16 protein-coding genes and 1 tRNA gene are annotated in these 12,223 nt (G+C 38.0%); 6 read left to right on the top strand and 11 right to left on the bottom strand.

Annotated elements, in window-relative coordinates; genetic code table 11:
• From queF to AC1M9L_RS03355, 3 genes are read right to left on the bottom strand one after another with little or no spacing between them, the layout of a single operon-like run.
• Nucleotides 1-819, bottom strand: coding sequence for an NADPH-dependent 7-cyano-7-deazaguanine reductase QueF (gene queF / locus AC1M9L_RS03345; protein ID WP_481591331.1), 819 nt, complete (start codon nucleotides 817-819; stop codon nucleotides 1-3).
• Entirely contained in the window at nucleotides 819-1,592 is a 774-nt protein-coding gene (locus tag AC1M9L_RS03350; RefSeq protein WP_092766033.1) for an ABC transporter permease, read from the bottom strand. Before AC1M9L_RS03350 ends, queF begins: the two co-directional genes overlap by 1 nt.
• Nucleotides 1,589-2,524, bottom strand: a complete 936-nt coding sequence (locus AC1M9L_RS03355) for an ABC transporter ATP-binding protein (RefSeq protein WP_180027530.1) — start codon at nucleotides 2,522-2,524, stop codon at nucleotides 1,589-1,591. Before AC1M9L_RS03355 ends, AC1M9L_RS03350 begins: the two co-directional genes overlap by 4 nt.
• 187 nt (nucleotides 2,525-2,711) lie before the next feature.
• On the opposite strand from AC1M9L_RS03355, the gene AC1M9L_RS03360 reads away from it, so the two are divergent.
• The 3 genes from AC1M9L_RS03360 (at nucleotide 2,712) to AC1M9L_RS03370 (ending at nucleotide 4,064) form a co-directional block, all read left to right on the top strand.
• Nucleotides 2,712-2,787 (top strand) — tRNA-Arg (locus AC1M9L_RS03360).
• A 276-nt stretch (nucleotides 2,788-3,063) separates the two neighbouring features.
• Complete coding sequence (locus AC1M9L_RS03365) at nucleotides 3,064-3,738, top strand: hypothetical protein (RefSeq protein ID WP_481591332.1); 675 nt, start codon at nucleotides 3,064-3,066, stop codon at nucleotides 3,736-3,738.
• The gene (locus tag AC1M9L_RS03370) at nucleotides 3,735-4,064 is read left to right on the top strand and encodes a hypothetical protein (protein ID WP_481591333.1); all 330 of its coding nucleotides are present in this window, start codon (nucleotides 3,735-3,737) and stop codon (nucleotides 4,062-4,064) included. Before AC1M9L_RS03365 ends, AC1M9L_RS03370 begins: the two co-directional genes overlap by 4 nt.
• Before the next feature lie 326 nt (nucleotides 4,065-4,390).
• Here AC1M9L_RS03370 and AC1M9L_RS03375 read toward each other — a convergent pair whose 3' ends face one another.
• Nucleotides 4,391-4,747, bottom strand: a complete 357-nt coding sequence (locus tag AC1M9L_RS03375) for a hypothetical protein (protein WP_180027532.1) — start codon at nucleotides 4,745-4,747, stop codon at nucleotides 4,391-4,393.
• 257 nt (nucleotides 4,748-5,004) lie between these two features.
• Nucleotides 5,005-5,706, bottom strand: coding sequence for a putative quorum-sensing-regulated virulence factor (locus AC1M9L_RS03380; RefSeq protein ID WP_180027533.1), 702 nt, complete (start codon nucleotides 5,704-5,706; stop codon nucleotides 5,005-5,007).
• 402 nt (nucleotides 5,707-6,108) lie between these two features.
• On the opposite strand from AC1M9L_RS03380, the gene glyA reads away from it, so the two are divergent.
• Entirely contained in the window at nucleotides 6,109-7,362 is a 1,254-nt protein-coding gene (gene glyA, locus AC1M9L_RS03385; RefSeq protein ID WP_035265704.1) for a serine hydroxymethyltransferase, read from the top strand.
• A 144-nt stretch (nucleotides 7,363-7,506) separates the two neighbouring features.
• Entirely contained in the window at nucleotides 7,507-7,911 is a 405-nt protein-coding gene (gene rnk / locus AC1M9L_RS03390; protein ID WP_481588470.1) for a nucleoside diphosphate kinase regulator, read from the top strand.
• Between the two features lie 38 nt (nucleotides 7,912-7,949).
• On the opposite strand, the gene AC1M9L_RS03395 is transcribed toward rnk, so the two are convergent.
• From AC1M9L_RS03395 to AC1M9L_RS03415, 5 genes are all read right to left on the bottom strand, one after another.
• Complete coding sequence (locus tag AC1M9L_RS03395) at nucleotides 7,950-8,354, bottom strand: DUF3106 domain-containing protein (RefSeq protein ID WP_481588469.1); 405 nt, start codon at nucleotides 8,352-8,354, stop codon at nucleotides 7,950-7,952.
• On the bottom strand, nucleotides 8,344-8,670 hold the full coding sequence (locus AC1M9L_RS03400) for a hypothetical protein (protein ID WP_481591334.1): 327 nt from the start codon (nucleotides 8,668-8,670) through the stop codon (nucleotides 8,344-8,346). Before AC1M9L_RS03400 ends, AC1M9L_RS03395 begins: the two co-directional genes overlap by 11 nt.
• Nucleotides 8,660-9,280, bottom strand: coding sequence for an RNA polymerase sigma factor (locus tag AC1M9L_RS03405; RefSeq protein ID WP_171260669.1), 621 nt, complete (start codon nucleotides 9,278-9,280; stop codon nucleotides 8,660-8,662). The genes AC1M9L_RS03400 and AC1M9L_RS03405 overlap by 11 nt, the downstream gene beginning before the upstream one ends.
• A gap of 160 nt (nucleotides 9,281-9,440) precedes the next feature.
• A complete protein-coding gene (locus AC1M9L_RS03410) occupies nucleotides 9,441-10,217 on the bottom strand; it encodes a TrmH family RNA methyltransferase (RefSeq protein ID WP_481591335.1) in 777 nt (258 codons plus the stop codon).
• Nucleotides 10,218-10,267: 50 nt separating this feature from the next.
• Complete coding sequence (locus tag AC1M9L_RS03415) at nucleotides 10,268-11,242, bottom strand: class 1 fructose-bisphosphatase (RefSeq protein WP_035265714.1); 975 nt, start codon at nucleotides 11,240-11,242, stop codon at nucleotides 10,268-10,270.
• 172 nt (nucleotides 11,243-11,414) lie between these two features.
• Here AC1M9L_RS03415 and AC1M9L_RS03420 point away from each other — a divergent pair, with 172 nt between their 5' ends.
• On the top strand, nucleotides 11,415-11,600 hold the full coding sequence (locus AC1M9L_RS03420) for an NF038105 family protein (RefSeq protein WP_035265716.1): 186 nt from the start codon (nucleotides 11,415-11,417) through the stop codon (nucleotides 11,598-11,600).
• Between the two features lie 47 nt (nucleotides 11,601-11,647).
• Here the strand turns inward: AC1M9L_RS03420 and pal are convergent, their stop codons facing one another.
• Nucleotides 11,648-12,220 (bottom strand): peptidoglycan-associated lipoprotein Pal, encoded by a 573-nt coding sequence (pal, locus tag AC1M9L_RS03425; RefSeq protein WP_035265718.1) that lies wholly within the window; start codon nucleotides 12,218-12,220, stop codon nucleotides 11,648-11,650.
• Nucleotides 12,221-12,223: the final 3 nt, after the last annotated feature.

Below are 12,223 nucleotides of genomic sequence, written 5' to 3' on the forward strand. Positions count from 1 at the left end.
TTATTGTCGCGCCAATCGAATTGGGCTTGGCATCCATGCAAAGTCCGATACACGACAAGGGTTAATGTCTAAACCACCACGGCGTGTATAAGTCGCATATACCATCAACTTTTCAGGATTAAAGTTTTCCCAAATATCTGCGTAGATTTGTTCAACGCATTGTTCGTGAAAGCCATTATGCTGACGATAGGAGATAATATAAGCTAAAATTGAACGATAACAAGGTTTTTTGCCACGATATCTTAAAAAAACTGTGCCCCAATCAGGCTGACCTGTGACTGGGCAGTTACTTCTTAATAAATGCGAATATAATTGAATTTCAACGATTTCTTCGGAAGACACTGCATCGAGTTTGAGTAAGCTCGCATCAGGGTGGTTTTCAAGACGTTCAGGCTCATAATGGTCGATACATATTCCTACAGGCTGAGCAATATTCAATTGATCAACATCGAATAATTCAAGTCTTACTTCTGCATTGGCTGCTTTAGAAAGATCACGCTCGACTGTCTCAATAAACTGATTTTGAGATTCAAATTGAGCAAAATTAAGACTATTGAAATATAGTTTTAGAGATTTTGACTCAATGAGATTGGGTGATGAAGCTGGAAGATGCATTCGGCCAATCGCAACTTGAGGAATCCCTGACAGATTCAACCAAGAAATTTCAAAAATATGCCACCAATCTATTCCTTGTTGAATACCGTCTACATGTGCGTACTTCGCTCGTGCTTCTGCACGAGCAATTGGAAATAGCACCTCAGGTTGATATTCAGTTGGATAGTTGGTGTCTTTGCCTAAAAGAGATTGTTCAACGCTCATTATTCACGCATTCCTGAACCACGGGAGAGTAAGTGATAAGCGACCGCATATAGCACGGCGCAACACGCTGTGATTACTAATAAAGAAATAGATACATTTACATCGCTATGACCAAGGATCCCATAACGGAATGCATTGACCATATATACGACAGGGTTAATTAAAGATAAATTTTGCCAAAATGGGCTTAATGCAGAAATTGCATAGAACACCCCACCTAAATAGGTCAACGGTGTTAAAACAAAAGTGGGAATAATCGAAATATCATCAAATGACTTTGCGTAGACCGCATTAATGAATCCACCTAATGCAAACAGTAATGATGTAATCAGGACGGTATAAATTGTGACGAACCAGTTGGTAATATATAAGTCAGTAAAAAATAAACTCATTGCAGTCACAATGATAGCAACCAATAAGCCTCGAGCAACACCACCAAGCACATAACCCCAAAGTACGGCATGTAAAGGCACTGGACTCATGATCAGTTCTTCAATACTTTTTTGAAATTTAGAACTAAAAAAGCTTGATGAAACGTTGGCATAACTATTAGTAATGACAGCCATCATAATTAGACCAGGTACAATGAACTGCATGTAGGTAAAGCCACCCATTTCCCCAATTCTTGAACCGACTAGATTTCCAAAAATCACAAAATACAGTGACATGGTAATTGCTGGTGGTAACAATGTTTGTGGCCAAATGCGCATAAATCTACGAATTTCCTTATGGATAATCGTATATAAAGCTACAGCGAGTTGGTTAAAATTCATTGCGCAGCTCCATCAAGATTCTTTTCGACCATTTTGACGAATAACTCTTCTAAACGATTTGATTTATTACGCATACTTCGAACTTGAATGTTCTGTGATTCTAGAAGTTGAAAAAGATCATTCATGCTATGTGCTTTATCAAGCGTAATTTCTAAGGTCACTGGATCAACCAAATTAAATTTCACACCAATAATGTCAAGTTGTATCGGTTCTATAGGTTCAGCCAAATCAAAAATGAAAGATTCTTCATTTAATTGATTTAAGAAGTTCTTCATGGTGGTGTCTTCTTTAATGACGCCACGATCAATAATTGCAATTTTGCGACACAGTACTTCTGCTTCTTCTAAATAATGTGTTGTGAGAATGATAGATGTACCTTTCTGATTCATTTCTGTTAAGAAGTCCCACATCGAGCGACGTAGTTCAATATCAACACCAGCAGTCGGTTCATCGAGAATTAACAGTTTCGGATCATGCATCATTGCTCGGGCAATCATAAGGCGGCGTTTCATTCCCCCAGATAGCATACGTGCTTGAGTAGAACGTTTTTCCCATAAACCTAATTTGGTCAGATACTCCTCTGCACGAGTTTCAGCAACTTTTTTTGGAATGCCGTAATAACCTGCTTGTGTGACTAAAATATCGAAAGTCTTCTCAAATTGCGCAAAGTTAAATTCTTGGGGGACTACACCCAAGCATTGTTTAGCTTGTGAAGGATGTGTATCGAGGTTATGACCAAAAATCTCGACAGTGCCTGCAGTTTTTTTTGTAAGAGAGCTGATGATGCCAATAGTGGTTGATTTACCTGCACCATTAGGGCCTAGAAGTGCATAAAATTCACCTTCTGGAACATCTAAATTAATTCCTTTTAGTGCTTGAAAACCATTTCGATAGGTCTTCGACAAATCCCTTAAGGTCAATGCATCAGTCATGAATATCTCGAATGGTGAAAAGTTGAGATATTGTGAGTGATCTTGAAAAATAAACCAAGCTTTGTAATCAGAATTCTCTGTTTTGATGATGAAACGCTGTATAAAGCATGAGCACTAAAAATTGGAAAGATATATAGTTGCTTTACCTTAGAGTTTTTTTTGTTATGATGTGCGCACTTCCTAAAATGCGCTCATAGCTCAACTGGATAGAGTACAGGTCTCCGAAGCCTGTGGCGTGGGTTCGAGTCCCGCTGAGCGCACCATTTCTTTTATGTTTTTCAAACAAAACATAGTCTGTCGATTAAAATATTTTTAGTAAATTTTTATCAAAATTTAATGATTAATCGGAATTGTTAATCTGAGTCGATTGAATCGTGAGATGCACCAATATTGACAAATGATAATATAATAATTCTCAAAATAAACTTTAAAATGATAGATAAGACACATAAAATTCACATGACCTATCTTAAGTTTGAATTGCGGCATTGGCGTATAAATCACATAAATTATGAATAATTCAAATAAGAGGCACAACAATGTACGAAGAAAAAGTTTTGATCCAAAATCGAATCTCGTGGGCGAGTATTTTCGCTGGCGTTATTGTTGTATTAGCTATTTCAATTTTAATCTCATTACTTGGCGTTGCATTAGGATTTGCGCTCCTAGATCCACAATCTACCACTGATATTACAAATGGCTCAGGGATAGCACTAAGCGTTTGGACAATTATTTCATTGTTAGTATCGTTGGCTATTGGTGGATTTGTTGCAGGTCACTTTGCTCAAGCTGATGGTGCAATCCATGGCTTTATTGTCTGGTCACTTTCATTGCTGTTAGGTATCTGGTTTGGTGCAATGACCATTAGCGGCGCAGCAAAAATTACTGGTAGTGCGATTAGTTCAGTCAGTAGTGCTGCGGGTAGTGTAGCATCAGGAATTGGTCAAGGTGGCGTTAATTTAACTCAGATCGGAGTTCAAGCTTTTGAGGAATTAGTTCCTTTACCAAAGCTTGAAAATAGTGATGAAAAGATGTCTGAAGCATTACGCAAAACAGGGATCGAGGAATTGCAACCCGAATTCTTAAAAGCGCAGGGTGAATGGGCAAAGGAGCAAATTAAGGTTGCCGCAAAAGATTTGATGATTCATCCAGATAACAGTGATGCTATTATTCAAAAGTTATCAGAACAATTAAAACTCGTGCACAATCTGTGACTGCTATTATTAATAAGATTGAAGTCAGTGCTGCTTTAGCGAAAAATTCATCTCTAACTCCGCAAGAAGTGAATCAAGCTGTCAATAATTTCCTTATACAGCAGGATAAATTCTTTAATGATTTAGAGGCGAATATTCAATCTGCTAAATTAAAATATGCTGAATTAAAAGATCAAGCACGTGAAAAAGCAGCTAATGCGACTAAAGCTGCTGCAAAAGCTGCTTTATGGTCATTCATTGGTTTATTGATTGGATTGATTGTGACGATTTTTGCTGGACGTTTCGGTGTAAATCATTCAAATAATCGTTCACGTTATTTGGCTTAATTCTGAGCTTAAATTTAGAAATAAAAGTTGACCCATTAGGGTCGACTTTTTTAATATGGTTTTTGTCTGTATTCGCGAAACCTATTCTTATCTATAAATAAAAAAGTTCAATTGTATTTTTTTAATACAGTTGTTGAAAAGTGTTAAAGTGACTTCACATCACATATTGAAAGTATTAAATTAAAAATCACAGTAGGTTGTAAATATTCAACGCTACTGACGAGTTGGACGGATTAATGACAGTTAGTTGAGTTCAGTTGAACAATAAATCTAACACTAGCCTTCCAACATAAAGCCCGCGTAAAGCGGGCTTTTTCATATCGGAATTATGCTTTAAACATGACCTCAACATCATATTTTCGAAATTCACTGAGCAGTTCTTGAATGATCGATCCACCCGTTTGTTCTGAAGCATTGAGCAGGACTTCTTTATTTTCAAGGCTATCAAAGCATTCTATGTGATTGATTTGCCATTGATGTTCTTGATCAGCTTGCTCAATGATAATACGTCGAGGCTGCAACGAGCCATCTGCTTGACGCGGAATAACATTGGTAATGGCGAGCTGGATTTTCTCCACCTGGTCATGGGCATGCAAGAAGGTGAGTACCCAATTTCCGACTTTTTTAAGATACATAGGATTATCTAAAGGATCAAATTCTAGAATTTGGCTGAGTTTAGACATAAGGCACCTATTTATACCGTTGTTGTATGATCGTATTAATATATTTATGACAAAGATGTTCTACTTCGCCTTAGTCTAATAGCGGATGAGGTGGGCAGTGTTGAATGAATAAAAATAATAAAAAATATTTAATTATCATGTGATTATATTATTTTAATTATTGGTGTAAATTTTAGTTTAATCGTTTAAAAGTATTAAAAAATAGTTAATTTCTCACTTTGAGGTTTAGGTTCAAAGTGAGAGTCATGAAATATTGCTTAAAGCGTATCAATTAAAGTTTTTTCTAAGGCTTTTTTCAAATAGGGATCCAAGTCTTCTTGTCTTAGTAACCATGAAACATAATCACTTGGAAGATCTACAATGGCTGTCCCACGATGTTTACCGAAGTTAATTGTACGAGGAATACGTGCATCTTCAGATACTTCATAGAGTTCTTCAATATTTTGAATACCCAAATGATGAATAATGTGCATTAAGATATTTGCAGTCAAAATAATATCTGCGTCAGCTCGATGGGCACCTTTTAACATCTCTCTAGCTTTGCTACTGCCTTTACTAATCATATAAATTAAAGCAGAAATGTTGTGTGCTTCTGCATGAGGCCAAACTAGTCGAGAAAGAGCGAGTGTACAGATGGCTTTAATATGACTTGTTTCAACGCCGCATTGCTGAATAGCTCGAATATCATAATCAATATTATGACCAATAATATACGTCGTTTCTTGAGGTAACTCGAAGGTTCTGAAGTTGGGTTGATCTACTAAATCGCTTTCAAGAATATGATGAACCGCCATTGCAGCATAGGAAATTTTTTCGTCACCAATGCTATATAGTTGGTCAAAGATTTTTTCGCGATCAAGACTTAATTTGCCTTGTTCAATCTGAATAGGAGCATATGCAATTTCTATGGGCAAACCGTTTAATGTATGGGTTTCAGTATCCAAGATAATGGCTTGCATGCAAATGTCCAAGTAAATGATAAAGATGTAATTAATTTAACATTTTCAAATCTGAGCTCACAGTAATAAAGTCAATGAATTGTATAAATTATGCTGAATTGAACAAATTATGGGAATTATTTAGATAAGGTGCTCATTTAAAGAAATTTCGTTTTCTATGATATTGACGCTGCAAGTTTAGACTGTAGGTTGTTAAAAATAATTTTTAAAAATGAATAAATTTAAAAAGAATAGTCATAATTCAGATATTTGTTTTTAATAGTAATAGAGTAAACACACAAGAATTAATCAAATTTAATTGCAAACTCTTTAAACTTCATTCTCGAAATTTAACAAGTTCATGTTACAATACGCGCCAATCTTAGCACGGCTTAAAAGCCCTACATTAATAGGACCTCGCTAATGTTTGCCAATATCTCTATTGCTGACTTTGATCCAGAATTAGCTCAAGCTATTACGAGTGAAGATGCTCGTCAGGAAGCTCATATTGAGTTAATCGCTTCAGAAAACTATTGCTCTCCAGCAGTAATGGAAGCTCAAGGTTCAAAACTCACTAACAAATATGCAGAAGGCTACCCAGGCAAACGCTACTATGGCGGTTGTGAATATGTAGACGTGATTGAACAATTGGCAATTGACCGTGCTAAAGAACTCTTTGGTGCTGATTACGCGAACGTTCAGCCTCATGCTGGTTCTCAAGCAAACTCTGCAGTTTATCTAGCGCTTCTTAACCCAGGCGATACTGTTTTAGGTATGAGCTTAGCTCACGGTGGTCATTTGACTCACGGTGCTAAAGTTAGCTTCTCTGGTAAAACATATAATGCGATCCAATACGGTTTAAATCCAGAAACGGGTGAAATCGATTACGAAGAAGTAGAACGTTTAGCTGTAGAACACAAGCCACGTATGATTGTTGCAGGTTTCTCTGCTTATAGCCAAATCGTTGATTGGCAGCGTTTCCGTGAAATCGCAGACAAAGTAGGCGCTTATCTATTCGTTGATATGGCTCACGTTGCTGGTCTTGTTGCTGCTGGTGTTTATCCAAGCCCAGTTCAAATTGCTGACGTAACTACTACGACGACTCACAAAACACTTCGTGGCCCACGTTCTGGTTTAATCCTTGCGAAAGCAAACGAAGAGATTGAGAAAAAACTTCAATCTGCTGTATTCCCAGGTAACCAAGGTGGTCCTTTAGTTCATGCTGTAGCGGCTAAAGCAATCTGCTTCAAAGAAGCAATGGCTCCTGAATACAAAGCATATCAACAACAAGTTGTGAAAAACGCGCAAGCAATGGCTGAAGTGTTAATCGAACGCGGTTATGATGTTGTTTCAGGTGGAACTAAAAACCACTTGTTCTTGTTGTCTCTCATCAAACAAGACATTACAGGTAAAGATGCTGATGCTTGGTTAGGTGCGGCTCACATCACTGTGAACAAAAACTCTGTGCCAAACGATCCACGTTCTCCATTCGTAACTTCTGGTATCCGTATCGGTACTCCAGCTGTAACAACTCGTGGTTTCGGTGAAGCAGAAGTACGTGAACTTGCAGGTTGGATCGCGGATATCTTAGATTCTAAAGGTGATGAAACTGTCATTAACGCAGTGAAAGCTAAAGTTGAGACTGTATGCGCTAAATTCCCAGTTTACGCAAAATAATCTTCGACTTGAGAAAAGCCCCCTCAAGGGGGCTTTTTTATTGAATGTTGAAATGTCAAATCTGTCATTTTTAGATAGTTCTGATATAACTGATGTATCTATTAATTATTCAATTGTCGTTATACATTTGAATTGGAGCAGAAAATGAGTCATCCAAATATTATTATTTCTGAACAGGATTTAAATCGTTTAGAAACCATGTTGGAACATCAGAAGCAGGTAACTCCAACGATGGAGCATTTAGAAAATGAGTTGGCTCGTGCTGAAGTCGTACAGCCTAAAGATATCCCTGCCAATGTAGTGACGATGAATGCTAGAGTACTGATAACGGTTGCACCGTCCACTGAATCTACAGAGATTGTGCTGGTATATCCCCATGACTTTAAAGGTGAAAAGGGGCAGGTTAATGTGATTGCACCTATTGGTGCAGCAATCCTAGGTTTGGCTGAAGGACAAGAAATTGAATGGCCTCAGCCTGATGGGCAAACAATGAAAGTGAAAATTGATAAAGTGCTCTATCAGCCTGAACGTGAGGGTATATATCTTTAACTAAAAAATAAAGCCTCTTGTGGAGGCTTTAAAGTTTATTATTTCATCGTGGTTTGTTGCATATATTTATTTAAATAAGTTTCGCGTATTTCTTTGCGCTGCTCGGCAGTCGTCGCGTTCATCATTTTTTTACGCAAATCATTTCGTTCACTTGAGCTCATCTGTTGCCAAGTTTCGCGCATTTGTATTTTTTCTTGTTCAGGCAGTTTAGTAAACCAATCCATTCTTTGTTGTAGAACAACACTTTGCTCTTCAGGAATTTCTTTCAAATTTTGATAGCGTTTAATCAGTGCTTTTTGTTCATCTTCAGAAAGCGATTCCCAAGATTCATTAAGTTCAGAATTATTGTCTTTCGAGAAGATCCAAAAACGTTCATAGCCTGCAAAACTGGTTTGTAAAAAACCTAATGTGCAGAGTGCAATCGCTAAGCCTTTAGCTGCCATGAGCTGATTTATCCTCACCAAAAACAGATAACATTTCTAGATCTTCCATCATTTGCGGAGAAAGTTTAGGGGTGACAATCACTTGTTGTGAGCTTGGAGCTTCTTCCAAATCAAACGCATTTGGAAGTACCACAAATCCTGTGATCGCGGCTGCTAATGCAAAACCAGTAACTTTCCAAGTCATAAACTGAGAAAATAAGGGTTTGTCTTTAATCTCATCAAGTACATGCTCCATCACGACCGCTTTATTGCGATGTTGTGATGCCAGTACATTCAATTTTTCAGTCACTTGTTTCGTAAATTCATCATGATTCATCCGATGATCCCCCGTCATTTGGGTTTAAGTGAGACAAAGCAGATCTTAAGCCCTGTATAGCTCGATGGTAATGGGTCTTTACACTGCCTTCTGAACAATTCATGATTTCGGCTGTGGTTTGTGTATCAAACCCTTCCCATGCTCTCAACATAAATGCTTGTTGTTGGCGAACAGGTAACTTAGAAATTGCATTTTGAATCTCCTCAACAGCCATCTCTTGTGCAAGAAATTGCAGCGGATTAGGTGTTGATTCATCCACAATATTGATGGTTTCGTCATCATCTTCATCGTGGTTATTTTTTTTAAATAACGAGAATGGAAAAGCCCGTCGTGATTCTTTACGACGCCAATCTTGAAGTTTGTTATTTAAAATGGTATAGAAAAGGGGATACCACTCTGCAGTGGATTTATCAGCATATGATTTATGCAAAGATATAAAAGCTTCTTGGACTAAATCCATAGCAATGCCATTGTGTCCTTGAGTTGCGCTTTCCATCATCACCAATGCACGCCCAGTGACGTCTTGCATAAAATATTTAAGACGTTGTTCAGCCGTATTCAAAAGAACACTCGAATCTTCAGGCTTGACTTTTTTTGGTGCTAAATCCATAGAGATGGAAAATCCCGTCATTGGGTACCCACCATTATTTTCTAATCGTTACTTATATAACGTCAAAACATAATGGTAGGTTGACAATCTAAGCAACTATTTTTTAGCAGTTTAATAGATTTTTTTATTTTCAGTGATTCCGTTAATATATTTTAACGAATCATATCCGTTGGCGTACCATTTCAAAGAAACAAATCGATCCGGCAACTGCAACGTTTAATGATTCTTGACCACCCGGTTGGGGAATGGTAATTGCTGAAGCATGCGCTAGGGCATATTCCGAAACGCCTTGACCTTCATTGCCCAGTACCCATACGCAAGCTTGAGTTAAGTCTTTTGCATATAAACTTTCTGATTCATGTGAGCTCGTGACATACACGGGAATTCTGAATTGAGACAGCACATCTTCAAGCGCAACATTTTCATAGGTTTTTAATGAAAAGTGCGCACCCATTCCTGCTCGTAATACGCGAGGAGACCACAAAGATGCTGAACCTTTGGTGCAAACAATTTGTTCAATACCTGCAGCCGCAGCTGAACGAAGTAATGTACCCACATTGCCTGGATCTTGAACATTTTCAAGAATTAAAGTGTCTTGAGTATAATCTAGAGCATCACGTTGAGTTGGTAAATCTACAATCGCTAAACATGCTAAGGTAGTTCCTAGCGTGCTAATGTCTTTATAGAGTGATTCACTAATAACAAACACTGAGCCTGTATAGTGTTGCGCGATTTCGTCAAAATCGGCGTGTTCCATTGCTTTTTCAGTGGTAAAAATCGAATTCAATTTACGATTTTTTTCTAACCAAGCTAAGCACAAATGTGTGCCTTCTAGAACAGTTTGGCCTTGCTTTTTACGGTAGCTATTTTGATCAATTAAACCACGTAAATGTTTAATTTTCGGGTTGTCTTTAGATTCTAAAAAGATAATGGCCATTCAGTTTGACTTCCATGAGAGCCTAAATCAATAGGCTCTCAATTGTAAAATTATTGATGATAAGCAGTAACAAGCTCAACTTCATTTTTTGAACCAATAACGACTGGTACACGTTGGTGAAGTTCAGTCGGTTGGATTTCCATAATACGCACGCGACCTGTTGTCGAAGCACCACCTGCTTGTTCCATGAGCATACTCATTGGATTTGCTTCATACATAAGACGTAGACGACCTGCTTTCTTAGGATCTTTGGTATCGTAAGGGTATAAGAAGATCCCACTACGGCAAAGAATACGGTGGATATCACCAACCATGCAGGCAACCCAACGCATATTAAAGTCTTTTTCACGTACAGATGTTTTACCCGCTTGTAGCTCACCAATATAGCGTTGAACAGGTTCTTCCCAATGACGTTGGTTTGAAGCATTAATGGCGTATTCTTTTGTATCGGCATCCACTTGGATATTTTCAGTCGTCAACAGGAATGTTTTTGACTCTGGATCAAATGTAAAGAAAACAGTACCTGCACCAACGGTTAATGCCATCATAGTTGATGGGCCATATAACACATAACCAGCTGCGACTTGTTCAGTGCCTGCTTGAAGGAAATCTTCTGCTTGTGTCACTGAATTTTTGGCAGGTAGGATAGAGAAGATGGTGCCAACACACATATTGATATCGATATTACTTGAGCCATCTAGTGGGTCAAATAAAACTAAATACTTACCGTTCTCTTGTGCTGGTGTAAACTCATCGAGTTCTTCAGAAGCTAAACCGCCTACATTTGCGTTGTTCTTTAGCGCATCAATTAAATAGTCATTTGAAATAACATCTAATTTTTTTTGCGCTTCACCTTGTACGTTTTCATTACCAGCACTACCTAATACACCCGCTAAGGCACCCTTTTGCAATGCTGAATCGATGGTTTTACACGTTTCAGCAATTGTTTCAATTACATTAGAGAGTTCAGGCGTTAGATTTCCTTGTTGTTGTGCAAGATATTGTGACAAGGTGAGGTATGACATTACAAGGACGCTCCTAAAAGCTTTAAAAGAATAAAATTTGGATCTTGGGCTATTTTAGATGAGTTCAGTGCAAAATAGAAATTATCCTGCGTTATTTGTGGTGATTTTGCACTTGCCAGAGTTTTAGAACATGGTATGTTGATAGGAGGATGATTTTAAAAGGAGCTTTAAAATGAGCATTCAAAAGTTTGAAGCAACTCCAACGCCAGGTGAGGCAATCGACTTAAACGAAATTAGTTCAGAGAGTTCCAAGGAAGCATGGAAACAGTACGAGGCTAAACCTGAATATAAAGAGTTTAATAAGCATGACATGATTGAGTCTATGCAAGTGCCCATGCCAGACTCGCAAAGGTCTTAAACCTGATATAAAAAAAGCGCTCGAATTGAGCGCTTTTTTTGCATTCATTAGCGAAGAAGTGGTGGCACTGCTTCATAATTGAGTTCTACACGACGGTTTTCTTTCCACGCAGCTTCATTATTACCTGTATTAATTGGCATTTCTTTACCATAACTCACAGCTTCGAGTTGGTTTGGATTTACACCATTTGTAACTAGATAACTTTCAACTGCTTTGGCACGTCGCTCACCCAAAGCCATATTGTATTCACGCGTTCCACGTTCATCGGTATGACCAGTTAATGCGATTTTAGAGTTTGCATTTGCCAATAAAAATTGTGCATGTGCTTGGAGGGTTTGATAGTCCTCAGTAGATAGCTCACTGCTGTCATAATCAAAGTGAACAACACGTTTAGCCAAGAAAGCTTTATTGGCTTCAGTTACCCCTTTAGCAGAAGCACCCGTTAAGTTTTGAGCATTTAATGCTGCATCTTCACTGAGACCAGTCGTATTTACAGAGGTGGACGTTGATGGTGGTGTCATCGTAGTGGTATCTGTAGTTGCTGGTTTACGGCTTGCGCAACCCGTCATTACTAAACTTACAGCAATGAGTGGAAGAGCAAACGTTTTAATCGCGTTCATGTT

The sequence above is a fragment of the Acinetobacter sp. ANC_7511 genome (assembly GCF_056779975.1).